This is a genomic window from Monoglobus pectinilyticus (assembly GCF_002874775.1).
Lineage (GTDB): Bacteria > Bacillota > Clostridia > Monoglobales > Monoglobaceae > Monoglobus > Monoglobus pectinilyticus.
Genome location: NZ_CP020991.1, coordinates 2,312,626 through 2,338,368, shown reverse-complemented (window position 1 = coordinate 2,338,368; position 25,743 = coordinate 2,312,626). Strand labels below are relative to the sequence as shown.

The window sequence follows — 25,743 nt, the reverse complement described above, 5'->3', positions numbered from 1 at the left end:
TTGTCAAACCTCCAATTATTAATTATTCATTTCAAGCTTTCCTACTATATCATTTACAGATTCATATCCGTTTTTATCAAGATAGTCATTTATTCCATTTCTCACTTTTATCCAGGCATATGGGTCAACAATACCGGCTGTTCCTACTGAAACCGCGTCAGCCCCTGCAAGCAAAAATTCCACAGCGTCCTCTCCTGTAGTGATTCCGCCCATACCGATTATCGGAAGCTTTACAGCCTGGCGCACCTGATACACCATTCTGACCGCAACAGGCATAACCGCAGGTCCGGACATTCCGCCCATATTATTATTCAGGACAGGTCTCCTGGTATTTATATCAATTTTCATACCTAGCAATGTATTAATTAATGAAATTGCGTCAGCGCCGCCTGCTTCGGCAGCTTTTGCCATCTCGGCAATATCAGTAACATTAGGTGACAATTTTACTATAAGCGGCACTTTCGATACAGCTTTAACTTTTGACGTAATTTCTTCTATCATCTTCGCGTCAGTTCCAAAGGCCATTCCGCCCTCTTTTACGTTCGGACATGAAATATTAAGTTCAAACATATCAAGCTTATTACCTAAAATTTCTGCGACTTCTACATAATCTTCAATAGTTGAACCGCACAGATTAGCTATTAGTTTTGTATCAAATTGTCTTAGCCAAGGCAGTTCATTTTCAAGAAAATATTCAGCTCCCGGATTTTGAAGCCCAACACTGTTCAGCATACCTTTGGTTACTTCGGCGATTCTCGGCGACTTATTGCCGAGCCGGGGTTTGGCGGATATAGCTTTAAGACAAATCGCGCCTATATTCGAAAGGTCAAAATATTCAGCATATTCTCTTCCGAATCCAAAAGTGCCCGACCCTGTTGTAACCGGGTTTTTCCACTCTACTCCTGCTATATTAACACTCAAATCAGCCATCGAAATCCACCTCCGATGCGTTAAATATAGGTCCGTCTTTGCAAACTCTTTTTCTTGAACCATCTTTTAAAGTACATGTGCAAGTAACGCAGGCCCCAACTCCGCAGCCCATTCTCTCTTCCATAGATACCTGACAGTCTATTCCATTGCTGACTGCGGTTTCCGCCACAATCTTCATCATAGGTTTTGGGCCGCAAGTATATATTCTTTCTATTTTATTTCCCGATTCTATAGAGTTTTTAAGCAAGTCAGTTACAAAGCCCTTATGCCCCACGCTGCCATCGTCGCTTGCTATAAAAACATCCTCACAGCTTTTAGAAAACTCTCTGACTAGCGCCATACTTTCTGCATCTCTGAATCCCAATAATATTTTAGGTTTTTTGGGAAGACTTTTTGAAAGATATAAAAGAGGAAATATACCAATTCCTCCTCCGATTAAAACTATATCTCCCTCGGGAACAGACGAACTGCTTTCACCAGTTTCATCTGAAAAAGATATATCAAAACTATTTCCCAAAGGACCTAAAATATCCAGCCTGTCTCCTTCTTTAGCTCTTGCCAGTTCTTTTGTGCCCTTTCCACGAACTTCAAATATAAATCTTACAAGTCTGTTTTCAATCACATCACAGATACTTATAGGACGTCTTAAATATGTATCCCCACCGCATAAAACATGGAGAAACTGCCCGGGCTTTGCCTTCATCGCCATATCCGGACAGTCTACAATATAGTCAAAAAGACCGCGTCTTATCTGACCTTTTGCTACAAGTTCACACAGCATCTTAACCTCTCCAATCCTCTATAGTTAATCAAACAGCGCCAACGGCTGACATTATATCATCACGCATTCTTATAGCTTCATCTCTCGCCGCCTGACCGACCTCGCCGCCGTTTTTCTTATATGCGCACATTATAGAACGTGAAGCGTTTACTATTGCCCCAAGTCCGTCTCCGTTAAAGCTCTTTGCAACATCTTCCGCCTTACCGCCCTGAGCTCCATACCCCGGAACCAAGAAATAAGTATGAGGCATAACCCTTCTCAAAACTTCTGCCTGCTCAGGATAAGTAGCTCCAACAACAGCTCCAACCTGCGTATAACCATACTTTCCGAAATTATCCATACCCCAGCCTTTAACGAGCTCAGCCATATGTTCATATATCGGCTTGCCGCCGCTGATTAAGTCCTGAATCTCACCGGAAGACTTATTGGACGTTTTTACAAGTGCAAAAATACTCTTTCCAAATTTCAAACACTGTTCTACAAACGGCTGAACGCCGTCTGTTCCTAAATATGGGTTAACTGTTAAACTGTCAGCATCAAAAGCAGGCTCCTGTTTTTCGCCTATATCGGTTTTTCCCAAATAAGCTTTTGCGTATGCTTCACTGGTTGCACCAATATCTCCGCGTTTTGCGTCCAAGATAACATACAAGCCCTTTTCTTTTGCGTAATTAATAGTTTTTTTCAAGCACTCAATACCATCTATACCATACATTTCATAATAAGCCGACTGAGGTTTCACTGCCGGAACTATATCATATAAAGCGTCAATCAGCGTCTTGTTAAACTCAAAAATTGCCTCAGCGGCTCCTTTAAAAGTTTCTCCATATTCATCAAACGCTTTCTTTACCATTTCTTCAGGAAGATAATCCAGTTTTGGGTCAAGGCCGGCAACAGTCGGATTTTTCTTCTCCTGTATCTTTTCGATTAATGAGTCTATCATATTAAAAACTCCTCTCTATCTTTCAAACACAACATTTCCATCCAATATGGTAAAATCAACCCGTCCATACAGTTTCATTCCATCATAAGGACAATTATTATTTTTTGAAGCAAATTCATTTATATCAACAGTATATTCATTATCAGCGTCAAAAACCACAATATCAGCCGCTTTTCCAACAGATAAAGAGCCCTTGTCGAGATTTATAATTTTCGCCGGGTTGACCGACATCTTTTCTATCAGCTGCGTCATTGTTAATTTTCCTGTCTTGACAAGGTTTGTAACACCCAGCCCCAAAGAAGTTTCAAGACCGACAATACCGTTCATTGCCAATGCAAATTCTATTTCCTTTTCATCCTTATCATGCGGCGCATGGTCAGTCGCTATCGCGTCTATTGTGCCGTCAATCAAGCCCTCGATTACCGCGTCGACATCGTCCTGCTCTCTTAGCGGAGGATTCATCTTAGCATTTGTATTAAAACCATCAACTGCTTTATCAGTCAAAGAAAAATAGTGCGGAGCAGTTTCACAAGTTATATTTGCACCACGTTTTTTAGCCTGACGTATAGCGTCTATAGAATTGCGTGTGCTCACATGACAGACATGCAGTCTTCCTCCCACGTCCTCCGCTATCAGCACATCTCTGGAAATAGCAACGCTTTCAGCGCATTTCGGTATTCCTCTAAGCCCTAAATAAGTTGACATGTATCCTTCATTCATACTTCCGCCGTCAACCAAATCCAAATCTTCACTGTGAGACATTATAGGAATATCAAACATTTTGGTATACTCAAGCGCTTTTCTCATAAGCGATGGAGAAAGCACAGGTCTGCCGTCATCCGAAACAGCAACAGCTCCGGCGTTTTTAAGCTCTCCAATTTCCGCAAGCTCTTCGCTTTTTTGTCCTTTGGTTATACATCCGGTAGTCAGAACATGCGTCAGTCCGACCTCTTTTCCCCTATCGGTCACATATTTAACAAGAGCCGGATTATCAATAGTTGGGTTAGTATTCGGCATACACACAACAGTCGTAACTCCGCCTCTTGCGGCAGCGGCGCTTCCGCTTTCAATATCCTCTTTATACTCATATCCCGGTTCTCTGAAATGAACATGAAGGTCTATAAGCCCCGGAGCAACAATCTTACCTTCCGCGTCAATCACTGTCACAAAAGGATTTGTTTGTATATCCTTGCCTACTTCCGAAATTATTCCGTCCTTGATTAAAATATCAAGCTTTTCATCTATATTATTTGCCGGGTCAACAACATGACCGTTTTTTATTAAAATCCAATTTGATTTCAATCTGCATTTCCCCTTACTTGTACAATTATAACACTTTGCCTTATCAACCTAATATAAGATTATTTATACTAAATTATCATATCTTTTACCGTTTGCCAGCATATTTAAAACAGCCATACGAACACAAACACCATTGGTGACCTGCTGATTAATAACGCTCTGACTTCCGTCAGCAACCTGTGGGTTCAGTTCAACGCCACGGTTCACAGGGCCCGGATGCATCAATATAGCGTCAGGTTTTGCCATTGACAGACGCCTCTCATCTATTCCAAAATACTTATTGTATTCCCTGATTGATGGAAACAGTCCTTTCTTCTGCCTTTCAAGCTGGATACGCAGACCCATTACAACATCAGCGCCCTCAACGGCTTTTTCAACATCGGTGTATACCTTAACGCCCATATCTTGCAAATTGGAAGGAAGCAAAGTAGACGGTCCGGCTAAAACAACTTCGGCTCCCAGCTTATTCAAACCGTAAATATTACTCCTGGCAACGCGGCTGTGTTTAACGTCTCCGACTATAGCAACCTTGAGCCCTTCAACTTTTCCCTTCTTCTCTCTGATAGTCATAATATCAAGCAGTGCCTGCGTTGGGTGCTCATTCATTCCGTCGCCGGCATTAATAACCTTAGAACCTATGTACTTGGAAATAAGATGAGGTGAACCTGACATGCTGTGTCTTATAATTATGACATCAGTACCCATGGCCTCCAAAGTTTTTGCAGTATCTATCAAAGTTTCACCCTTGGCAATACTGCTTCCTCCCGCTGAAATATTTGCGGCAGTAGCTCCAAGATATTTAGAAGCTAACTCAAAAGAGACCCTTGTTCTGGTGCTGTTTTCAAAAAACAGAGTTATTATACTCTTTCCAGAAAGGATATTTGATTTTTTAATGTCCTGCTCCAAAACGTCGTTTTTTAATTTCACAGCATCATCCAATATTGCTGTAATATCATCTCTTGATGTTTCTTTTAAACCTAATAAGTTATCAATCATCGTAATTCCTCTATTTATAATATTAGATTTACGCGGAATTTTGATCCGCTGTATATTACATAAAGGGACTAACCCTCTATTTCATCTTTGCCTATTCTTTTATATTTTAAACGCTGCTGAACTATCACGCTTCTCTATCATTACGCAGCTTTCGCCGTCTACTTCCTCAACATGCAGAACCACACGCTCAAGACCTGAACTCGGAACTCTAACTCCAACATAATCCGCGCTTATAGGGAAAGTTCTTCTTCCCCTATCCACAAAGCAGGCTAGCTGAACTTCTGATGGAGAGCCAATATCCAAAAGAGCGTCAATAGCCGTATGAATTGTCTTTCCGGTATATAAAATATCATCTACCAAAACTACAATTTTATTATCTATAGAAAACCGTATATCCGTATCGTTTAATACAGGGTATTTGGCTATAAGATTATGGTCCGCCCCATATAGAGTTATATCAAGGCTTCCAACTTCAACGTTCATTTCACCGCTTGCTATGATGTGTTCCGCCAAACTTTCGGCAACGTTAACACCTCGCCTTACTATACCAATCAGGCAGATGCTTTTTTCACCTACGTTTCGTTCAACAATCTGGCTGGCCATTCTTTTAAGTTTTTTATCAATCTCTTCTTTTTCAAGAATTACTGTTCTCATATCAATCCCACCTTACAGACAAAATAGCAAGACCATCCACGCCCTGAGCCCAGACACCCTTGCTACTATTATATCCTAACAAACTCACTTTGTCTACAAATTTTTACAGCTTTTAAATAAAATTTCTCAATCTATCAAGCACGTTCATATAGTAATCCGGCAATTCTGACACAAACTCCATATATTCGCCTGACACAGGATGTATAAAACCAACCTTATAAGCATGGAGCAGCTGTCCTGTTAAATTAAATTCTTCCTTTTTTACCCCATAAGTCTTATCTCCAACAATAGGATGCCCGTTCTTAGACATATGAACCCTTATCTGATGCGTCCTGCCAGTTTCCAAAATACACTCGACAAAAGTATAGCGGCCGTAACGTTCAAGCACCCTGAAATTAGTTACTGCTTCCCTTGAATTTTTGTCCGTTATAGTCATCTTTTTTCTATCGCTGGGATGCCGACCGATAGGCGCGTCTATGCGACCGGAATCCTGTTTTATATTTCCATGTACCAGCGCTTTATACGCTCTTGTAAGACTGTGCTCTTTTATCTGTGACGACAGTTTTTGATGCGCGTTGTCATTTTTGGCAACAAGCAGCAGTCCGCTTGTATCTTTATCAATCCGATGCACTATTCCCGGACGTTTTTCGCCATTTATTCCCGAAAGTGAATCTCCGCAGTGATAAAGAAGCGCGTTAACAAGAGTTCCGGTATAGTTTCCGGCCGCCGGATGAACTACCATACCCTGCGGCTTATTAACTACCAGCATATCATTATCTTCGTATACTATATCAAGAGAAATATTTTCAGCCTTAATTTCCAGTTCTATAGGTTCCGGCACTGCCAGTTCTATTATATCCCCGGGTTTAAGCTTATAGTTCGGTTTTGCCGGATTGCCGTTTACCAATACCGCTTTATCATCAGAAATAAGCTTTTTCAAATATGAGCGAGTCATATCCTCAAGCTTATCGGAAAGATATTTATCGAGCCTTCCCTCCTCTCCCTCGGATACCTTCAACAACTTTATCTCATCGTTCTCCATATTCTCACCGTATTTTATTCTTTCTTCTCATTTAGTTTATCTTTACTCTCTGTATCAGAGGTCAAAAAGTGTATCACCAAAGCCGCCGCGCCGATACACACCGCCATATCAGCAATGTTAAATACCGGAAAATTTATTACTCTGAAGTCCAAAAAATCAACTACGAACCCATTTTTCACACGCTCAATCAAATTGCCGATAGAACCGGCAAAGATAAGCGCCGTTCCCAGTTTAAGCCAAACATCCCTCTTCTTTGCCTTATAAAAATACATTGCCAATACAAAAAGTATCAACAGCGACATTGTGACAAAAATTATTCTTTTATCCTGGAGCATTCCAAAAGCCACTCCGGAATTTTCAACATAAGTCAAATGAAAAAATCCGTCTATAACCGGTATCCCCGATGTTCCCATCAGAGCCGCTGAAGCCCAGTGTTTAGTAACTATGTCAAGAATTAAAACCAGTATACCTATTATAAAATATATTATCATAACATCAGCCTTTCAAACCAAATTTCAGCATTCTATGTCAAGGACTGTCCCGCATTACGCAGAACAGCCCTAACCTTAAATATTAAAATTTTATTTATTAATTCTCATCTGCAGGAACATATTCGCCGTCTTCATTCAGTTTTATCCTAGGGAGTTCCTGAGTAACCTTTTCGAGCTGAGACATCAGATTCGATTCAGCGTCTCTACTTAAATCCCCCGGCAAATCAGGGATATCGTTTATTTCGCTTTTAATCACTTCAACCGCTTCGGCGCTTGACCTTATTTCTCTGTCAGTGTCGGCATTTATATTTGAATATTCCTTAATAATCTCAAGCTGGGAATTCAAAAGAGATACTACTTTTGCTTTAAACACCTCAACGCTTCTCTTCATTTCCTCATACTTATAATTTATATCAGCGACTTCCTTTGCAGCCTCATTGATTATCTTACCCGCCTTGTTTTCCGCGTCCTTAATAATCATTTGTGCCTGCCCATGGGCGCTGTTCTTTATCTCGTCCCCTGCGCCCTTAGCAACAGACAATGCGTTTTTGAGGGTATCCTCCATCGACTTGTATTGTTTTACAGCGTCTGACAGCATACCTATCCTATCCATAGCCGAAAGATTTTCCTGATATATCTTTTCATAGCTCATTGCAACTTCTTTCAGGAAAATATTTACCTCGGTCATGTTATAACCGCGCATCTCTTTTTTAAACTCTTTATTTTCGATATCAGCAGGTGTAAGCATATTCCATCCTCCCAATCTTCTAACTTTAATCAATTGACCGTTTAACAATTCTAACGAAATCTATACTCTACTATATATACTAAATAAACTTCTCAATTATGATACCATATCTCCCTTTTCTTGTGAGACCCCCTATTTCGGCCACTTTAAACCTGCCAAAATTTCTGACCGAAACTAAGTCGTCGGGACTCAACATCTTTGATATACTGTCCGCAGTTTCAAAATTGACCTGAACCTTCTCCGCTCTTATTAGTTCCGCAGCTCTGCCTCTCGACATATTAAGCGCTCCTGATAATATACAATCCAGCCTTAGACTGGAAACAGTGGTTCTGACCTGCTCGGTCTTTTTCTCAGGCACCGTTATCTCAGAAAGACTTCTTTTGCAAATTTTCACTCCATGGCGGCCTATCTTTAAAAGGTTGTCAATTATATATCCTGATATATCAGACTTGGTAAAAATATAACACCTGTCTTCAAGAGGAAGAATATCGCCAATATTCTCACGCTTAATTCCAAGACCCATAAGACTGCCAAGATAGTCACGATGAGACATTTTATCAATGTCACGGGCTGTTATCTCCAGCACTGAGATAATACTGTCATAGTCCGGTTCCAAATATTCCGGAAAGCATATAAATAAACATCTCTCCGCGTCTTTATATCCGCCATAAAATTCGACGCTAATATCCGACGGTATTTTTCTCGAAATTTCCCTGCGGACTACAGCCGCTTGATGGGGATTTAAAAACCCCATAGTTTTGCAAATATACTGTCTCTCAGCGATACTAACGGTATCAAAAGCCTTAGAGACTATCAGTTTATCATCTGTATCCACTTTTAGCTCCAGCGTTCTTCGTATGCTTCTTCCTCATCCATAACACCGACGTTGCATGGAGCAATCAGAAAAATACCGTTTGATACTTTTTTAATACTTCCGTCCAAAGCATAAACAGAACCGCTCAAAAAGTCAACTATTCTTCTGGATGTAGGATTATCTACAGCTTCAAGATTTATTACTATCGGCTTTCTCTCTTTTAAATGGTTTGCTATATCCCTTGCCTCTTCAAAGCTTACAGGCTGCATAATAACAAGTTTCATCTGAGGGTTGTCCTCGTATCTATTTACTCTGCCTGCGTTTCTTCCTGAATTTCTTCTGCTGGGCATATAACTCTCGTTTGGATCCGGTTCATCGTATCCGCCCTGTGCATAATCGTCATAGTATTCCTCTTCATATGTATCTCCAACGTCAACACCCATCATGCTGTACACTTTATCCATAAAGCTTCCCATCTTTTTCTTCCTCCTAAGTTTATCAGTATTTTGTATATAATAGATTTCATATTTCACATATTATTTTAGGGAATAATCCCGTTCGCCAAAAATTGAGGTTCCAACTCTTACCATTGTTGCCCCGCTCTCTATGGCTTCTTTATAATCATGGCTCATACCCATTGAAAGCTCTCTAAGACCATATTTGCTGCCCAACTCTCTGAGTTTTGAGAACAACTTTCTGTTTTCATCCTGAGAATAGCCTCTAACGGATATTGTCATAAGCCCTGTCATATTCACATTGCTGAACTCTTTTAAACTTTCCAGCATCTCCGGCAAATTCTCGGGATTTATCCCGAATTTGCTTTCCTCGCCTGAAATGTTTACTTGAATCAAAACGTCCTGAACTATTCCAACAGCCTTAGCGCGCTTATCAATTTCTTTTGCAAGCTCAATACTGTCTAAAGAATGTATCAAAGCGGTCTTGCCTATTATATGGCGAACCTTATTCTTCTGAAGATGCCCTATTTGGTGCCATCTCACTCCGCTCACCTGCTCATATTTAGCGGCAAGCTCCTGGGGCTTGTTCTCACCAAAATCTACGGCCCCTGCCTCCATCGCCTCTTTTATATATTCCGCCGGCTTTGTCTTAGAGACAGCAATCAGACGAACACTGCCCGGCTTTCTGCCGCATTCCTCAGTAATTTTATTAACCGAGTTCAAAACGTCTATATAATTTTTTCTGATATCAGGAACTTCACTCATTGTCTCACAACCTTACCATCCTCAATACCTTTAGTATTAATGATTATCTCATCATAAACTTCAAGATGTTCCTCATAACTTGTGCTAATAACAGGTTTTATTATAGCCCATTCTTTATTATTGTAAAGAAGTTCGACCGGAACAAATCTGGCCACTCCCAAACGAACGACATAAACTCCCTGCTGTCCGTCTATAACTCTCAAAGAAGATGACGGAACTTTTATCCCTTCCGAACTCTCAGTGAGCAGCTCTGCGGACACTTTGCTGGTCGTATAAATTGAATCAATATATCTTGTGGAATAGACGGTTATAGCGACCTTGCCGTCCTCAGGCTTAGAGATAGCCTTAACGGTTCCGGATACCATACTATCGGATAAATCATAGAATTTTATGCTGATAGATTGGTCAACCTTAAAATTTTCAGCTTCCTTTTCGGAAATTAAACCGACAAAATACCACTCGTAATTATCAATTATCTTACAGACGTTTTCGCCGTTTGTGACTGTGGTTCCAACCGTCACATTATTTTTAGAAATGCCGTTTATATATCTCGGCGTGGCGTCTCCCATCATCTCAATGCCTAAAACGTCTTCATATCCGTCAATCTTTGACGAAAATATTCCGGCTCTCGGAGCATATATATACTCGCGTTCCCCGTCTATGCTTGATTCCAATTCATCAAGTCTGGCTTTCATTTCCGAAAGCCTGTTCTCTTTTGTTTTGCCGCCTTCAACCGCATATTGTTTGTTTGCAATATAATCATCAACGCTGTGTTTTATACTCACAATATCAGAGAAATTATTATTATCCCTAACCTGCGTAAGTTTCTGAGCTTCCTCAGAAATATTAAGCTCTATTTTCACAGCGTTCGCAGAATAGATATCCGCAGCGGCCTCGTCCTTTTCCAAATCGGCAATTTTCGTTTTAAGCTGTGATATTTCTTCAGTAACAGCAGGGTCTACAGCACTTTTATACACGGCGGCAATTGTGCTTCCATCATTAACCCTTTCTCCCTCATCTGCCAGGCACTCAAAATAACCGTCTGACGGTGATGATATGAGCTCCTGGTCACGGAAAATGTAACCGTCAGCCAGGACATATTCTTCAATTTTACCATTCAGAGCAGTATAAGTGCTTACACTATTACCTGATCTGAAAAATATACTGATAAGCAAAAAGACCACCAAAAACACAAAAATCAATTTGGGAATTAAAAAAAGCCTCTTTTTTATATCTCTTTTGCGTCTTTTCTGTAATCTTATATTTGAATTGTCAGTAGTGTTTGCCACAAGACTACCTCCAATCAACAGTCCATCTCTTATAGCGCTAAACATACACATCCATTCTACATAATAACTATTATAATCTCTGTCAAAAAGTATGTAAACCGCAATCCACGAGTTGTAGAACAAATGTAACTTAATTGTAACAGAAAAATGTCGCTGCCTGTAAAATTATTCCAAAAAATAAAATGCGGCATACAAACTTAGAGTTCATACACCGCATTAATTTTATATTTAAATATTTATCCAATGAATTTTTTCATTCCGTTTAAACCATGTCAGCTGACGTTTGGCATATCTTCGGCTTTCTCTTTTTATTTTATCAACAGCGTCGCTGAGACTTGTCTTTCCGTCCAAATATTCTATTATCTCCTTATATCCAATAGCCTGCATAGATGTAGCTTCTGTATCTATACCCATTTTAATAAGTTCTGAAACTTCCTCTACAAGCCCCTTTTCCATCATTATATCAACGCGTTTATTTATTCTGTCATAGAGGACTTCCCTGTCACGCATAAGCCCTGTGATTTCAGGCTCATACAATGGTTCTGACAGCTGTTCCTTATCCAGTTCCGATTTTTTCTTCCCGGTAGTCTTATATATCTCCAACGCTCTAATCACACGTTTTAAATTATTAGGATGAATGGATTCGGCAGATTCTTCGTCAACCCTTTTTAAAATTTTATATACGTATTCATTTCCAAATTCCTTTGCAGCCGATTCCAAATATTTTCTATACTCTTCATCCGTGTCCATTTGTATAAAATTTATATTATTTATTGTGCTGTCAAAATATAGTCCTGTGCCGCCGCATAAAACAGGCATCTTTCCTCTTAAAAGTATATCGTCTATACATTCCCTTGCCATCTCAGAAAAACGCGCTACACTAAAACTCTCGTTTGGCTCGATTATATCTATCATGTGATGCTTGACGCCTTTCATCTCATCAGCAGTCGGCTTTGCGGTTCCAATATCCATGTGCTTATATATCTGCATAGAATCACACGAAACCACTTCTCCACCACATTTTAAAGCAAGCTCAACAGCATAGTCTGTCTTTCCTGAAGCGGTAGGGCCTACAACGCACAATATTTTAGGTTTATTCATCTACGCCACCTCATATAATCCTTGTATCATTTTATACGATACGCTTAAACATCTTCTCTATCTCTTTTTTTGTAAACTCAACCATGATTGGTCTTCCGTGAGGACAGGTTTTTATACCTTTAGAATACAAATTTTCAACTATTTTAATGACTTCAGTCATTTCCGGCAGCGACAGCTTATCATTTCCCTTAATAGCTTTTTTGCATGAAATCATATCAAGCGCTTTTTCTTCAAAATCCGCTATCGGATGTTTAATATTATCCACAAGCGCGTCTGTTATTTCCAAAAACAAATCCTTTATCTGCTCATCGCCGGCTATTATAGGCGTCTCGTTTACCACAACCGTATTAAAGCCAAACTCGCCGACATCAAAACCAAACCGTTCAAACTCATCAAGATTGGACATAACCGCGTCATACTCAACATGGCTTAAATTTATAACAATAGGCGACATTAAAACCTGAGATAATCGTTCATTATTAAAATACGCTTTTTTCAGCTTTTCAAAACCGTCTCTCTCATGAGCAGCATGCTGGTCTATCATATAAAATCTGTCCGCCGCTGACAGCAGAACATAAGTGTCAAAAACTTGTCCTATTATTTTATAATCTTTAAAAATACTGTCTGAATTATCAAATATCTTATCAACATCTCCGAACTCGGTTTGCTTAAACTCTTTTTTAGTTTGGGGAGTTGCTTCATTTACATCATTTGAGATATTATCAGATACTTCTTCTTTGTCAGGTTCCAAAAAATTATCTATTATATCCACAACTTTGTCTAAAACTCCGCCATTATCGGAACTTTCAGCAGCATTTTCATCCATATTTTCATCAGGCGTTTTTTCTAAAGGAGTAGTATCTAAAATTTCAGATTTATTTATAACAGGTTTGGTATACTCAAGATAATCATGTATTACCTTTTCATTTAAGACCGCTGAATCTTTCAGCTTAGGCGTTTCTTTGCTTTTTGAAAAAGTTTTATTTGTTTGTATAGTTTTAGCGCTCTGGTCAGCCTTTTCTTCACTAACCTTAATGCCATACATTGCGTTTTTAACCGCATGATACACTATATCATACAGCTGTTTTTCATTTGCAAACTTTACCTCAGTTTTAGCCGGGTGCACATTGACGTCTACCATTTCCGGCGGAACCTCTATATTTAATACAAAAAACGGAAACTTTCCTATCATTACAGCGTTTCTGAACGCTTCTTCCGCAACTTTGGCTATCACATGATTTTTTATATATCTGCCATTAACAAAAATCGTCTGTTTGGTACGATTACCAAAGGACAGTTCCGGTTTACCGATAACCCCGGATATTTTAACTCCGTTTTCAAAATAATCAACCGGCATAACAGCCTTTGCAAACTTAAGCCCGTATACCTTTAAAATAACATTAGTCAAATCCCCGTCTCCCGACGTCTTAAACACAGGCTTCCCGTCACATATATAATCAAATGAAATATTCGGTTTTGACAAAGCCAGCCGCGTCATAAGGTCAGATATATATCCTGCCTCTGTGCTGTCTTTTTTCAAAAACTTCATTCTGGCAGGAACATTAGCAAACAAATCTTCAACTACCATAATAGTTCCGTCCGCACAAGCGATTTCATCAGCTTCTCCGCAAATACCGTGGTCGACAATATAGTGAACCCCTGTTTCGGCTTCGGCAGTTTTAGTGATAATCTCAACTTTGGCAACAGCGCAGATACTCGAAAGCGCTTCGCCCCTAAATCCCATTGTAGAGATATTATATAAGTCATCGGCAGTGTTTAATTTGCTTGTAGCGTGACGCAGGAAGGCTGTAGGCACCTGTTCTGACGGAATGCCTTTACCGTTATCTGCAACCCTTATTAATTTTATACCGCCGTTTTTTATTTCAACTGTTATCTTATCCGCTCCTGCGTCAACAGCATTTTCAACCAGCTCTTTAACAACCGAGCTGGGTCTCTCCGCCACCTCTCCTGCCGCAATCTTATCCGCCACATCAGGAGATAAAACATGTATTTTTTCTTCCATATAAACACTTCCCAAAACTCTAATTATTTTGAAGTATATCATCAAAATTTAATGATGTCAACTTTTTACAGCGTATACCAAAAGCCGCCGCACACAGCGCACAGCGGCTTTAAATCACATATTTTTAGCTTTTGCCTGGAGGTCAAAAAGTTTAGTCAAAGCCTCTACAGGCGTTATTGTATTAAGATCCAACTCTTTAAGCTGAGTTATTACAGGATTATCAGCCTGGGCAAAAAAGTCTATCTGTTCATCCTTAAACGGAGTTTTCTTTTCTTTCTTGGTTCCGGTTTTAATATCGGCCGTATTGACAGTTTTCTGTTCCCTGCTCTCTAATATACCGGCAATTTCTTTTGCGCGGATGATTACCGATTTCTTTACCCCGGCAAGAGCCGCAACTTCAACGCCGTAGCTCTCATCCGCTCCGCCGCGGATGATTTTTCTGAGAAACGTTATGTCGTCTCCCTTTTTCTTAACAGCTATACAATAATTTTTAACATTGTTTATTTTGTCTTCAAGCTCGGTCAGTTCATGATAATGAGTGGCAAACAATGTTTTAGCCCCGCACTTTTTCGCGTCGGCTATATGTTCAACAACAGCCCAGGCAATGCTCAAACCGTCATATGTGCTTGTTCCGCGACCTATTTCATCAAGGATTATAAGGCTTCTTTTTGTGGCGTTATTGAGTATATAAGCAACCTCTTTCATTTCAACCATAAACGTGCTTTCTCCCGAACTCAGGTCATCGCTCGCTCCTACCCTCGTAAATATTCTATCCACAATACCTATTTCTGCTGATGAAGCCGGAACAAAACTTCCCATTTGCGCCATTAAAACTATAACTGCCACCTGACGCATATATGTAGACTTACCAGCCATATTCGGCCCTGTAATTATAGATATCTGATTGCTCTCATTATCCATACTTGTGTCGTTTGGAATAAACACGTTCGCCTTGCTTATTGATTCCACAACCGGATGACGTCCGTCTTTTATAATTATTTTATCGGAATTATTTACAGTCGGCATAACATAACCGTTTGATTCCGCAACAACAGCCAAAGAACACAAAACATCTATCAGAGCTATAACGTCTGAAGTCTCGCGTATCCTGCCGTAACTCGCAGCAACATGGTCGCGTATTCTGCAAAAAATATTATACTCCAAATCATTGACCTTCTCGCCGGCTTCAAGAATTTCTTCCTCAAGCTCTTTAATTTGAGGAGTTATGTATCTTTCAGCATTAACCAAAGTCTGCTTTCTGATAAAGTAATCCGGAATATTTTCGTTGCTCTGCTTGCTGACTTCAATATAATAGCCAAAAACCTTATTAAATCCAAGCTTCATATTTTTTATTCCGCTTTTTCTTTTCTCCTCTTCAACAATACCTGTAAGCCAATCCTGACCGTTTTGCTTTATTTCCCTAATTTTGTCCAGTTCAGGGTCGGCTCCCTTTTTTATGAGTTTTCCGTTCCTCAGCACTGCCGGAGCTTCATCATCTATCGTTTTATAAATCAGCTCATATAAATCGCTCAAATCATCAAATCTCTTCAGCTGTTCCCTCACCAATTTGCTCGAACTCTGCTCAAGATATTTTTTAAGTTCAGGAAGCCTTTTAAAAGAATTTCTTAAACAAATTAAATCTTGACAATTCGCAGTTTTATATGCCAATTTTGTGATTATTCTCTCTATATCCGAAATATTTTTCAGAATATCTATAATCTCTTCTCTAAACAATTGATTTTTATAAAACTCGTCCACTGCAATCAGCCTGTTTTGTATGGCTATTCTATTTGTCAAAGGAGCGGTTATCATCTTTCTGAACATTCTTCCGCCCATCGACGTCTTTGTCTTATTCAGAACGTTAAGCAGACTGCCTCTCTGAGAACGTTCTCTGATAGTTTCGGTTATCTCAAGATTCCTCATACTGTACATATCAATCTGCATCTCGCCGTCGTCGTTAAGAACCTCAACAGATTTAATATTGGTAAGCTCAGCCTTCTGAGTTTCTTTCAGAAACGCCAAAATTCCGCCCAATGCTGAAACAGCCATACTCATCTCGTTAATTCCAAGCTCTTCAAGTATATCGCCGTCACCTTCGCGCACGGCATTAAACTGGTCGCTGACAGCTTTTTTAGACTCTTCCTCAGCAAAAGACCAGTCATAATAATTTCTCACAAAACAGCTGAACTTATCAGTTAATGTTTTCACTAAATCCGTATTTTCATACGCGCGCATATTCATAATGAATTCTGTGGGAGCAAATCTTGTTATAACGTTCATTACAAGGTTCATCATGTTTTTGCCGGAATATTCACCGACATAAACATCACCCGTTGTAATATCCACAAAAGCCAGACCTATACCGCCATCGCTTCTAAAAAATGAACACAGATAATTATTCTTTTGGTCGTCAAGCGCCGAGGTATCCATTATAGTTCCCGGGGTGATAACTCTAACAACCTCACGCTTAACCAATCCCTTTGCTTCGGCCGGGTCTTCAGCCTGTTCACATACCGCCACATTGTGACCAGCATTTACCAGCTTAACAATATAGCTGTCAACAGAATGAAACGGAACTCCGCACATCGGAGCGCGTTCTTCAAGACCGCACGCCCTTCCTGTGAGAGCGATTTCCAATACTTTAGACGCAATTACAGCGTCGTCAAAAAACATCTCATAAAAATCACCAAGCCTATAAAGCAATATACAGTCATTATATTGGTCTTTTACCTCAAAATACTGCTGCATCATCGGCGTCAGATTATTTCTGTCAATTATCATATAAAAATACCGCTCCCTTCCGAAATATTACTGAATCAAAAAATATATATACTTATGATAGAAAACATTAACCTTGCCATTCTCTATTTAAAAGGCAAATATGCTATCTAACAAAAATTAAGTCACAGCCTGGAAATAGAAACATAAGTTTAGTCATAAATAACAATACCGGCTGACAAACGCAAAACACGCCGCCAGCCGGCCGACCAACCGGATAAGCCATATTTTAGTGGCAGCCTCCGCAGGTAGCACATCCGCCCTCGCCGCATTGGTTTTCTTGCTCTCCAACTATAAAGTGTTTCAAAATGCTGTCCATTTGTCCCAAAACCATTTCGTAACTTCTTGCCGCTTCAAGATATTCTTTTATTATATCATTTTCAGCCATTTTCTCAAACTCTGCTTGAAGTACGTTATTTACTTCCTGAGCTTCTTCCTGTGTAGGCTGCTTTTCAGTAAACTCCGCCATTTTATCTTCTCTAAGCTTATTATATGAATCTATAAGCCCTTTTGCAGTTTCATCAGAAAGCAAAGCCTTGCTGGCTTCCTCTGACCTTTGTCTAACGTCGCTTGCCTTTATAAGCTCGCCTAACTCTCTTGCCTTTTCAAATATTGCGTCATTATTGTTCATGTTTTTCTCCTTTGATTTTTATATAATCCTAAAATCATTTGATTTTAAGGTATTACCATATAATTTCTAATTCTCTGTTTCGCCGAATAAAGACCACGTCTGCACTGACGTTATTTTTACATCAACTATTTTACCCACATAGTCGGATAAACTTAAATCGTTATTATCAGAACAGCTGAAATTCACAACCTTGCCGCCCTCTGTCCTGCCTGTTAGAGTTTTATCATTCGTCTTGCTTAATCCCTCAACCAAAACTTTCTGAACGGTTCCTGCATAAGTCTCATTTTTCCGTTTTGAGATTTCATTCTGCACTTTCAGCATTTCATCAAAATTTCTATGCTTTTCCTCATCTGTCAGAACATCCGGCATTTTTGCAGCCGGAGTGCCGACGCGCTTTGAATATATGAATGAAAAAATCATATCATATTCAACTTCTTTGAGTACGCTCAGCGTTTCATTAAAATCTTCATTTGTCTCTGTTGGAAACCCAACAATAATATCAGTCGTTAAAACTATATCCGGAATAGCTCTGCGAACTTTTTTCAGTCTTTCCATATACTGCTCACGCGTATATCCCCGGTTCATTTCTTTTAACACCTTGTTTGAACCTGACTGAATTGGAAGGTGCAGCTGATTGCAAATCTTCGGCTCGCTTGCCATAACCTCTATCAAATCATCCGAAAGATCTTTGGGATGACTAGTCATAAAACGTATTCTTTCAATTCCCTCCGTCCGGCATACCAGCTTTAACAGCTCACTGAAACTAGTTCCGCTCGGCAAATCGTTACCATAAGAATTGACGTTTTGACCAAGCAGCATTATTTCTTTATAACCCTCATCAGCAACTCTTCTGCACTCCGCAAGAATATCCTCTGCGCTTCTGCTGCGTTCCCGGCCGCGCACATAAGGAACCACGCAATAACTGCAAAAATTATTGCAGCCATACATTATCGGAACTTTAGCAAGCGGCGGAGCGTCACGTTTAACGCTTATTTCTTCAAAAATTGCTCCGTCTTCATTCTCAATATCAAAAACCCGGGTATGTTTTAATGCTTCATCTAATATCTGCGGAAAACGATATAAAGCGTGAGTTCCAAAAACCATATCGACATGTTTATATTTTGTCTTTATAGTATTTGCAATATGCTCCTGCTGCATCATACAGCCGCATACTCCTATTATCATATCCGGATTCCTGCGTTTTTTATGCTTTAAAGCTCCCAAATTTCCGAAAACTCTAAGTTCAGCATTCTCCCTAACGGCGCAGGTGTTATAAAGAACCAAATCCGCTCCGTCAATTTCATCAGTGATTTCATATCCCATATCCGAGAGCATACCTTTGATTTTCTCAGAATCACTTGAATTCTGCTGACAACCATAAGTTTCAACAAAAGCTTTTGGTTTATCATTTCTCTGTGCTAATATTGCGCGTATTCTGGATATGTAATCCCTCTGCTCCGCCATCTCTGCCTCAGTGACGCGGCGTACAGAACCCGCTTTATTAATAGTCTTATCAGTCATCTTATATCACTTTCTATAATCTTATTTAAGTATAAACTTAATTCTGTGAATCTTGATTTCTTAAATTTTTATATTTCTCAAGAATATTATTTATTCTGCAAATAGGAGTCAGAAGCTCACTTATAGACTTGTCCTCATTTATTTGCTTGATAATAAGAGCAATGAATTTAGACATATCAACTTCATGATACCAATCACAGTCTTTAAGCTCGGGTCTTCTATACACAAGATTTGTTGTAAACACAGCATCAATCAGACCATTTTCATGAGCCTTGTTAAATTTGTCAACACCCTCGGTAAACAGACCAAAAGATGAAAATACTATAACTCTCTTGGCATTTCTAGCTTTAAGTTCTCTGGCAACATCGATCATAGACTCGCCTGAAGCAATCATATCATCTACAACTATAACGTTCTTATCGGTTATGTCTTTGCCCAAAAACTCATGTGCGACTATTGGATTTTTTCCATTTATAATTTTTGAATAGTCTCTTCTCTTATAGAACATACCCAAATCCATACCAAGCACGGAAGAATAATACATACATCTGCCCATTGCTCCTTCATCAGGAGATACTATGAGAGTATCCTCCGCGTCCAGAATTATGTCTGAATTATACTTGAGGCAGGCTTTTATCATCTGATAAGTAGGACGAACATTCTCAAAACTTTTCAGCGGTATAGCATTCTGTACTCTCGAATCATGTGCGTCAAACGTCAGGAAATTATCAACCCCCATATTTGAAAGCTCCTGAAGCATCATAGCACAGTCAAGAGACTCTCTGGCAATTCTTCTATGCTGTCTGCCCTCATACATCATAGGCATAATGACTGTGATACGTTTCGGCTTGCCGCCAAGAGCAGATATAACTCTCTTTAAATCCTGATAATGGTCATCAGGGCTCATTGGATGCTCGGCGCCATACATGTTGTAAGTCACTCCATAATTAAACGGGTCAACTATAATATAAATATCATATGTTCTAACCGAATGCGATATAACTGCTTTCGCCTCGCCCGTTCCAAATCTGGGACAATTTGTAGGAATAAGAAAACTTTCAATATTAGGCATGCTGTTCTCATTAAACTTTTTAAGGTGCATATCTATTTTCTTAGCGATGTCTTCGCACCCTTTCATACCAATTATTCCAAGCTTTCCTAAGTTATAAAATTCTACCGGATTTTGCTGCATCATAAAGTACCTTTCCTTTATAAAATTTAATAATTAATAACTCTCAAATTAATTTTAGCTTTCCTGAAATTAAGCCAATTTACGCATTGTAAGCTTTCAGCAAATCATACCTGATATCCCAAAGCTTCTGAGACAAATCAACATAGTAAGTATGCGGATTCTCAAAACGCTTAACTTCATCCCAAATCAAAGAAAGCTCCTCTTCTGCATATGCCTTTATTTCCTCAAGACTGGGAGACTCATAAACTAACTTTCCGCTTTTAAAAATCGGAACTTGCAGTTCAACAGCCTTAAAGTCAGTTATAACCTTTCTTTTCCACGTGTTTTGCGGGTCAAATATCTCATACGGCAGCGCGTCGTCAATCACTTCATCGTATGTGGTTAAGACATCGGCTATAGCCATTCCGGTTTCATTGGAATAAAGTCTTACAACCTTTTTAAAATACGGATTAGTAATCTTCTGAACATTCTCGCTTATCTTAATTCTCGGAATTATTTCGCCCTGGTGTTCAACAGCTACAAGTTTATAAACACCACCGAACACAGGTTCCGACTTTGAAGTAATTAACCGCTCGCCAACGCCAAATGAATCAATCTTAGCTCCCTGGAGCAAAATATCACGTATGATATACTCGTCCAAAGAATTTGAAGCGCATACAGACGCCTCTGTCCAGCCGGCGTCGTCCAGCATCTTCCTAGCTTTTTTTGAAAGATAAGTTATATCGCCGCTGTCTATTCTTATACCGCATTTTTTAATCCCCATCGGTTTCAAAACTTCATCAAAAACACGAATTGCATTGGGAATACCGCTCTTTAAAACATTGTATGTATCCACAAGCAAAGTACAGTTATCAGGATAACATTTTGCATACGCCTTAAAAGCGTCGTATTCAGTATCAAAACTTTGCACCCAGCTGTGAGCCATTGTTCCCAAAGCAGGCACGCCAAACATTTGGTCTGAAATTGTGCAGGCTGTTCCTGCAACTCCGCCAATATACGCAGCTCTAGCGCCATATATAGCGCCGTCATAACCCTGTGCCCGTCTCGAGCCAAATTCCATTACAGGAATGCCATTCGCTGCGCGAACTATACGATTGCTCTTTGTCGCTATTAAACTTTGATGGTTTATAGTAAGCAATACCATCGTCTCAACAAACTGCGCCTGTATAATAGGCCCCCTTACCGTCACTATAGGTTCATTTGGGAAAATAGGAGTTCCCTCCGGTATGGCCCAGACATCGCATTCAAATTTAAAATCCGAAAGATAGTCTAAGAACTTTTCACAAAACATATTTTTAGAACGCAGAAACTCAATATCTTCCTTCGAAAATTCAAGACTGCTGAGATAATCAATCAGCTGCTTAACACCGGCCATTATAGCAAAACCGGCGCCGTCGGGAGCCTGACGGAAATACATATCAAAATATGCGATCCTGTCTCCCATACCGCATTCCAAATATCCGTTTGCCATTGTGATTTCATAAAAATCAGTAAGCATAGTATAATTCATAAAAAAATTTCACTCCAAAATAACAGGCACACAAAAGTATGTCTTAATTTTTGACAACAATAAAACTTTACATACTTCTAATTGAATACCAGTATACCATTTACGTCAATTTTAGACAAGACCCAATTTAAATAGAAATATAACAAAAGATTTCGACAGCACAGACAAAAACTTGACAAATACGCCAAAAACAAATAGAATACATAAGACATAATAAATAATTAACACTATAAACATTTTATAGTGAACAACGACAATTCGCTTTTATGCGGCTCACAAGGTCAGTAATACGAGATAATATAAAATCTGTTCTTTTGATTATCCGTGACTGCGCACCTCTCGCGGCGGTCTTAGACCGCCCTGCCGAAGTTTGCGTTATATAAATCATTAACTTTATAAACATTTTATAGTGAACAACGACAATTCGCTCTTATGCGGCTCACTAGATCGGCAATACGAGATAATATGACATGCCGTTCCTTTGCCGCTCCGCGGCTGCGCACCTCTCGCGGCGGTCTTAGCCTGCCCTGCCGAAGTTTATATTTTATAAACTACAAATTTTTACAAGTGAATTAAACAGCTGATGGATGAGAAAAAACTCTCTTATAAAAAATATAACCTAAGCTAATAATGAAAGAGATTAAATAGTTTTTTTAATCCGAGAAATAGTACAGAAGATGATATAAATAATTTTAATCTTAGGTGATAAAAATGAAAAATAAATTTTTCATAATTATTTTTGCTGTTTTAGCAATTATATCAGTTTTTATAATCTTTATAGCAAGCAAACAAAACGTTCCTATAAAAACAGCTGAAATTGTGCAAAACGGTAAAGTTATTGAAACAATAGATTTAAACGATGTAGATAATCCATATGATATAAACATTGACGACGGCAACGGTGGTTTTAATACCGTTCATATAGAAAAAGATGAGATTTCTATATCCGATGCTAACTGCCCGGACAGGCTTTGCGTCAAACAAGGTAAAATTAAAAACAGCGTTTATCCAATTGTCTGCCTGCCTCATAAATTGGTTGTTAAAATAAAGACTGAAAACGATGATTCCGTAATAGACGCTGTAACCGGAAAATAACATACTAGTGGAGGACGATATGAAAAAGTCTCCTGAAAAACAAATCGAACATAAAACAATCCGCAGAATCACTTCTATCGGCGTTCTCACAGCAATAGCCCTGACGATATTTGTGCTTGAATCTCAAATTCCGCCGTTGGTTGCCATACCCGGCATAAAACTTGGTCTTGCCAATATTGTTACACTCTTTGCACTTGTATTTTTAAGCCCAACGGACGCATTTATTATACTAATTTTAAGAGTCACTATGGGAAGTGTTTTCAGCGGTCAGATTATGACGCTTGTCTATAGTTTAACCGGCGGTCTCTTATGCCTTTTAACAGAGATGATACTTTTAAAATATCTTCCTCTTAAAAACTTATGGGCTGTAAGTATCATCGGAGCGATTATTCACAATACAGCACAAGTTGCTGTTGCCGCTTTAATTACACAAACCCCGGGAATTTTTTGGTATATGCCATATCTAATAATTGCAGCAATAATAACAGGAGCATTTATTGGATTAGCCGTGCAGTTTACAATCAGCAAAGCCGGTGACACAATCAAAAAAATAATTAAATAAAAGGCCGGAATTTGGTATTAATCAAACCGATTTGCACCGTTTGTACAAACCAAAACATCTCATTATCAACCTATTTTCCGGCCATTTTATTACTGTTCATCCTTTTTCAGTTCTTTTTGCTTTCTGAGAAACTTTTCAAACTCACGTTTGGCTTCCTCAGGTGCGTCATCACGTATACCATCCACAAATCCATTGCCGCCGATTATGAGATATTCGGTATAAATTTGTCTTTCATCGCTCATTGTATCATCCCCTTGCTTAATAGTAAACATCAATTTTCCAAACGAAAATTTTTCAAATATTCAAATGATTACCATCACATATTTTAAAAGATAGTTCGGCAATTATAGTTTTGTTGATTTAAGATGATATTATTCAAAATAAAATTTAATGATTTTTATAAATTATTTGATAACTGTTTATCTTTTAACAGTCTCATTAATCTTGGCCGGTTATACCTCTGCAGAACAACAAAAATGCTGTCTATAAAAAATGCGGCACACGATGTAATTAAAAACACCTCTGCAGCTCCGAACCATACCGAAAATATAACAGGCACAAAACTCAATATCATGATAATTTCATGAACAACTTCCGCCTGACAGGTAACCTGTATAATTTCCGCTATGGAATTATTTTTTAAATCGTAATCTTTCGGATTAAAAACAGGAACCCACTTTTTCCATTTCTTTATTTGAATCCATATGTAAAATTTTTGTTCAAAATCTCTTTCCTTAAACCATTTTAGCGTGTAATCAATATGATTGTGAAACTTATTATTTATTAAAAAACCCACTGCCAGACGCATAGCAAAATGATAAAAGATAGTACCGAAAGTTATTGATAGTGAGTATAAAGCTGGATTTTTTATAAAATAATAAATTGTTCCTGAAAATAATAGCCCTATAAATAAAATTAATGTTACTGCCAGCATTTTCTTTTTCACTATAGTATCTCCAATTCCAAATTTTTATAATAATTATTTCCTAACAGTTTACATGTTATCAAATACAGGTTATTTTGTAAGATACACACATTAAAGTTTAGTGTTTTATTTTAATATTCAATCAGGAAAATGTCAAGCCAACACTTCGTGCACTATAGTTTTTTCCTAGTTATATAGGAATTGTTAAAAGTCTTGCTTAAAGATTTTGTTTTATGTGAATAAATTTATAATTATGTTTAAATTGGTCTATTATTATTACCATGAATATTTAAACTACGAATATATACTAACAATTAAATATATGTTAAAGTTGATTGCTTTTAACTAATTAATTTTATATTGAGCATTTCATGCTCAGATGTTGGTTCACCTAACGCGCGAACTTCGTTCGCCTGCCGTTGTTCACCGTTTAACCACTTTTATTATATGAAATTAATTATATATGAATTTGCCTTCAAAACCAAAATTTATTTTATTCGATTTAACTTGGATTGGAGTAATAAATTTTATGTTTTAATTAGTATTTTTGAAAACTAAAAATATAAATTAATAAAATTGAAGGTCAGATAATTCGCATTTCATGCTCAGATGCTGGTTCACCTAACGTGCGAACTTCGTTCGCCTGCCGATGTTCACCATCTAACGACTTTTTTATATGTAAATTAGTTATATATAAAATTACTTTCAAAATCAGAGATTATATTACAAATTGAGTTTATTTTGTTTGGTTTGATTATTTTACTTTTATTTAGATAGTTTTATATTTTATGTTTGAAGAGTTAAGGTATTCTGTTGAGATATTCAATTGATAAGTTTATTTATACAAAATTGTTTTTTTGTATTAGTAATATTTTTTCTATTATAAAAATGTCTTTTAATAAAATAAAGATTTAATTTTTAACCGTTTAAATGTGTATATTATTAATCCATAAACTAGAAATTAAAATAAATTTGACTTTTTATATATAAATTTCTATATAATTAATTTCATATAATAAAATTCGTTAGATGGTGAACATCGGCAGGCGAACGAAGTTCGCGCGTTAGGTGAACCAGCATCTGAGCATGAAATGCGAATTATCTGACCATCAATTTTATTAATTTATATTTTTAGTTTTCAAAAATATTATTTAAAACATAAAATTTATTAATCCAATCCAAGTCAAATAGAATAATA

General features: G+C 38.2%; 24 protein-coding genes. 2 read left to right on the top strand and 22 right to left on the bottom strand.

The window, feature by feature from the left end; translation table 11 throughout:
* Positions 1 to 18: 18 nt before the first annotated feature.
* The 20 genes from B9O19_RS09890 to B9O19_RS09795 form a co-directional block, all read right to left on the bottom strand.
* On the bottom strand, positions 19 to 930 hold the full coding sequence (locus tag B9O19_RS09890) for a dihydroorotate dehydrogenase (RefSeq protein ID WP_102366258.1): 912 nt from the start codon (positions 928 to 930) through the stop codon (positions 19 to 21).
* Positions 923 to 1,711: a dihydroorotate dehydrogenase electron transfer subunit gene (locus B9O19_RS09885; protein ID WP_102366257.1), complete on the bottom strand. Its 789-nt coding sequence runs from the start codon at positions 1,709 to 1,711 to the stop codon at positions 923 to 925. The genes B9O19_RS09890 and B9O19_RS09885 overlap by 8 nt, the downstream gene beginning before the upstream one ends.
* Before the next feature lie 28 nt (positions 1,712 to 1,739).
* Positions 1,740 to 2,651 (bottom strand): orotidine-5'-phosphate decarboxylase, encoded by a 912-nt coding sequence (gene pyrF, locus B9O19_RS09880; RefSeq protein WP_102366256.1) that lies wholly within the window; start codon positions 2,649 to 2,651, stop codon positions 1,740 to 1,742.
* A gap of 15 nt (positions 2,652 to 2,666) precedes the next feature.
* On the bottom strand, positions 2,667 to 3,953 hold the full coding sequence (locus B9O19_RS09875; protein WP_245862924.1) for a dihydroorotase: 1,287 nt from the start codon (positions 3,951 to 3,953) through the stop codon (positions 2,667 to 2,669).
* Positions 3,954 to 4,016: 63 nt separating this feature from the next.
* Positions 4,017 to 4,949: an aspartate carbamoyltransferase catalytic subunit gene (locus B9O19_RS09870; RefSeq protein ID WP_102366255.1), complete on the bottom strand. Its 933-nt coding sequence runs from the start codon at positions 4,947 to 4,949 to the stop codon at positions 4,017 to 4,019.
* A 99-nt stretch (positions 4,950 to 5,048) separates the two neighbouring features.
* Positions 5,049 to 5,603, bottom strand: a complete 555-nt coding sequence (gene pyrR, locus B9O19_RS09865) for a bifunctional pyr operon transcriptional regulator/uracil phosphoribosyltransferase PyrR (protein ID WP_102366254.1) — start codon at positions 5,601 to 5,603, stop codon at positions 5,049 to 5,051.
* A 112-nt stretch (positions 5,604 to 5,715) separates the two neighbouring features.
* Positions 5,716 to 6,645, bottom strand: coding sequence for an RluA family pseudouridine synthase (locus B9O19_RS09860; protein ID WP_102366253.1), 930 nt, complete (start codon positions 6,643 to 6,645; stop codon positions 5,716 to 5,718).
* Between the two features lie 14 nt (positions 6,646 to 6,659).
* A complete protein-coding gene (lspA, locus tag B9O19_RS09855; RefSeq protein ID WP_102366252.1) occupies positions 6,660 to 7,136 on the bottom strand; it encodes a signal peptidase II in 477 nt (158 codons plus the stop codon).
* A gap of 97 nt (positions 7,137 to 7,233) precedes the next feature.
* The gene (locus B9O19_RS09850; protein ID WP_102366251.1) at positions 7,234 to 7,884 is read right to left on the bottom strand and encodes a DivIVA domain-containing protein; all 651 of its coding nucleotides are present in this window, start codon (positions 7,882 to 7,884) and stop codon (positions 7,234 to 7,236) included.
* A gap of 79 nt (positions 7,885 to 7,963) precedes the next feature.
* Positions 7,964 to 8,719: a YlmH family RNA-binding protein gene (locus tag B9O19_RS09845; protein WP_102366250.1), complete on the bottom strand. Its 756-nt coding sequence runs from the start codon at positions 8,717 to 8,719 to the stop codon at positions 7,964 to 7,966.
* 2 nt (positions 8,720 to 8,721) lie between these two features.
* The gene (locus B9O19_RS09840) at positions 8,722 to 9,174 is read right to left on the bottom strand and encodes a cell division protein SepF (protein WP_245862923.1); all 453 of its coding nucleotides are present in this window, start codon (positions 9,172 to 9,174) and stop codon (positions 8,722 to 8,724) included.
* 60 nt (positions 9,175 to 9,234) lie between these two features.
* Positions 9,235 to 9,918 (bottom strand): YggS family pyridoxal phosphate-dependent enzyme, encoded by a 684-nt coding sequence (locus B9O19_RS09835; protein ID WP_102366249.1) that lies wholly within the window; start codon positions 9,916 to 9,918, stop codon positions 9,235 to 9,237.
* Positions 9,915 to 11,207 (bottom strand): HlyD family efflux transporter periplasmic adaptor subunit, encoded by a 1,293-nt coding sequence (locus tag B9O19_RS09830; RefSeq protein WP_102366248.1) that lies wholly within the window; start codon positions 11,205 to 11,207, stop codon positions 9,915 to 9,917. The genes B9O19_RS09835 and B9O19_RS09830 overlap by 4 nt, the downstream gene beginning before the upstream one ends.
* A 228-nt stretch (positions 11,208 to 11,435) precedes the next feature.
* A complete protein-coding gene (miaA, locus tag B9O19_RS09825; protein WP_102366247.1) occupies positions 11,436 to 12,308 on the bottom strand; it encodes a tRNA (adenosine(37)-N6)-dimethylallyltransferase MiaA in 873 nt (290 codons plus the stop codon).
* A 31-nt stretch (positions 12,309 to 12,339) separates the two neighbouring features.
* Complete coding sequence (mutL, locus tag B9O19_RS09820; RefSeq protein WP_158648980.1) at positions 12,340 to 14,331, bottom strand: DNA mismatch repair endonuclease MutL; 1,992 nt, start codon at positions 14,329 to 14,331, stop codon at positions 12,340 to 12,342.
* Between the two features lie 114 nt (positions 14,332 to 14,445).
* Positions 14,446 to 17,112: a DNA mismatch repair protein MutS gene (mutS, locus tag B9O19_RS09815; RefSeq protein ID WP_102366245.1), complete on the bottom strand. Its 2,667-nt coding sequence runs from the start codon at positions 17,110 to 17,112 to the stop codon at positions 14,446 to 14,448.
* 226 nt (positions 17,113 to 17,338) lie between these two features.
* The gene (locus B9O19_RS09810) at positions 17,339 to 17,740 is read right to left on the bottom strand and encodes a YlbF family regulator (protein ID WP_102366244.1); all 402 of its coding nucleotides are present in this window, start codon (positions 17,738 to 17,740) and stop codon (positions 17,339 to 17,341) included.
* Positions 17,741 to 17,806: 66 nt separating this feature from the next.
* On the bottom strand, positions 17,807 to 19,261 hold the full coding sequence (gene miaB, locus B9O19_RS09805; RefSeq protein ID WP_102366243.1) for a tRNA (N6-isopentenyl adenosine(37)-C2)-methylthiotransferase MiaB: 1,455 nt from the start codon (positions 19,259 to 19,261) through the stop codon (positions 17,807 to 17,809).
* A gap of 37 nt (positions 19,262 to 19,298) precedes the next feature.
* On the bottom strand, positions 19,299 to 20,456 hold the full coding sequence (locus tag B9O19_RS09800; RefSeq protein WP_102366242.1) for a ribose-phosphate pyrophosphokinase: 1,158 nt from the start codon (positions 20,454 to 20,456) through the stop codon (positions 19,299 to 19,301).
* 76 nt (positions 20,457 to 20,532) lie between these two features.
* The gene (locus B9O19_RS09795) at positions 20,533 to 21,963 is read right to left on the bottom strand and encodes a nicotinate phosphoribosyltransferase (RefSeq protein ID WP_102366241.1); all 1,431 of its coding nucleotides are present in this window, start codon (positions 21,961 to 21,963) and stop codon (positions 20,533 to 20,535) included.
* Between the two features lie 711 nt (positions 21,964 to 22,674).
* Here B9O19_RS09795 and B9O19_RS09790 point away from each other — a divergent pair.
* Both B9O19_RS09790 and B9O19_RS09785 read left to right on the top strand, forming a co-directional pair.
* Positions 22,675 to 23,058, top strand: coding sequence for a NusG domain II-containing protein (locus B9O19_RS09790; protein ID WP_102366240.1), 384 nt, complete (start codon positions 22,675 to 22,677; stop codon positions 23,056 to 23,058).
* Positions 23,059 to 23,077: 19 nt separating this feature from the next.
* Positions 23,078 to 23,620 carry a Gx transporter family protein gene (locus B9O19_RS09785; RefSeq protein WP_245862922.1) on the top strand — a complete coding sequence of 181 codons (543 nt, stop codon included), beginning with the start codon at positions 23,078 to 23,080 and terminating at the stop codon, positions 23,618 to 23,620.
* An 89-nt stretch (positions 23,621 to 23,709) separates the two neighbouring features.
* Here B9O19_RS09785 and B9O19_RS11755 read toward each other — a convergent pair whose 3' ends face one another.
* Both B9O19_RS11755 and B9O19_RS09780 read right to left on the bottom strand, forming a co-directional pair.
* A complete protein-coding gene (locus B9O19_RS11755) occupies positions 23,710 to 23,862 on the bottom strand; it encodes a hypothetical protein (protein WP_158648979.1) in 153 nt (50 codons plus the stop codon).
* 155 nt (positions 23,863 to 24,017) lie between these two features.
* Positions 24,018 to 24,566 (bottom strand): glycosyl-4,4'-diaponeurosporenoate acyltransferase CrtO family protein, encoded by a 549-nt coding sequence (locus tag B9O19_RS09780; RefSeq protein ID WP_102366239.1) that lies wholly within the window; start codon positions 24,564 to 24,566, stop codon positions 24,018 to 24,020.
* Positions 24,567 to 25,743 lie beyond the last annotated feature (1,177 nt).

Bases quoted from the DNA above. Each gene is read 5' to 3' on its own strand.
- B9O19_RS09890 (WP_102366258.1), bottom strand. From the start codon at position 930: ATGGCTGATTTGAGTGTTAATATAGCAGGAGTAGAGTGGAAAAACCCG.
- B9O19_RS09885 (WP_102366257.1), bottom strand. From the start codon at position 1,711: ATGCTGTGTGAACTTGTAGCAAAAGGTCAGATAAGACGCGGTCTTTTT.
- pyrF (WP_102366256.1), bottom strand. From the start codon at position 2,651: ATGATAGACTCATTAATCGAAAAGATACAGGAGAAGAAAAATCCGACT.
- B9O19_RS09870 (WP_102366255.1), bottom strand. From the start codon at position 4,949: ATGATTGATAACTTATTAGGTTTAAAAGAAACATCAAGAGATGATATT.
- pyrR (WP_102366254.1), bottom strand. From the start codon at position 5,603: ATGAGAACAGTAATTCTTGAAAAAGAAGAGATTGATAAAAAACTTAAA.
- B9O19_RS09860 (WP_102366253.1), bottom strand. From the start codon at position 6,645: ATGGAGAACGATGAGATAAAGTTGTTGAAGGTATCCGAGGGAGAGGAG.
- lspA (WP_102366252.1), bottom strand. From the start codon at position 7,136: ATGATAATATATTTTATAATAGGTATACTGGTTTTAATTCTTGACATA.
- B9O19_RS09850 (WP_102366251.1), bottom strand. From the start codon at position 7,884: ATGCTTACACCTGCTGATATCGAAAATAAAGAGTTTAAAAAAGAGATG.
- B9O19_RS09840 (WP_245862923.1), bottom strand. From the start codon at position 9,174: ATGGGAAGCTTTATGGATAAAGTGTACAGCATGATGGGTGTTGACGTT.
- B9O19_RS09835 (WP_102366249.1), bottom strand. From the start codon at position 9,918: ATGAGTGAAGTTCCTGATATCAGAAAAAATTATATAGACGTTTTGAAC.
- miaA (WP_102366247.1), bottom strand. From the start codon at position 12,308: ATGAATAAACCTAAAATATTGTGCGTTGTAGGCCCTACCGCTTCAGGA.
- mutL (WP_158648980.1), bottom strand. From the start codon at position 14,331: ATGGAAGAAAAAATACATGTTTTATCTCCTGATGTGGCGGATAAGATT.
- mutS (WP_102366245.1), bottom strand. From the start codon at position 17,112: ATGATAATTGACAGAAATAATCTGACGCCGATGATGCAGCAGTATTTT.
- B9O19_RS09810 (WP_102366244.1), bottom strand. From the start codon at position 17,740: ATGAACAATAATGACGCAATATTTGAAAAGGCAAGAGAGTTAGGCGAG.
- miaB (WP_102366243.1), bottom strand. From the start codon at position 19,261: ATGACTGATAAGACTATTAATAAAGCGGGTTCTGTACGCCGCGTCACT.
- B9O19_RS09800 (WP_102366242.1), bottom strand. From the start codon at position 20,456: ATGATGCAGCAAAATCCGGTAGAATTTTATAACTTAGGAAAGCTTGGA.
- B9O19_RS09795 (WP_102366241.1), bottom strand. From the start codon at position 21,963: ATGAATTATACTATGCTTACTGATTTTTATGAAATCACAATGGCAAAC.
- B9O19_RS09790 (WP_102366240.1), top strand. From the start codon at position 22,675: ATGAAAAATAAATTTTTCATAATTATTTTTGCTGTTTTAGCAATTATA.
- B9O19_RS09785 (WP_245862922.1), top strand. From the start codon at position 23,078: ATGAAAAAGTCTCCTGAAAAACAAATCGAACATAAAACAATCCGCAGA.
- B9O19_RS11755 (WP_158648979.1), bottom strand. From the start codon at position 23,862: ATGAGCGATGAAAGACAAATTTATACCGAATATCTCATAATCGGCGGC.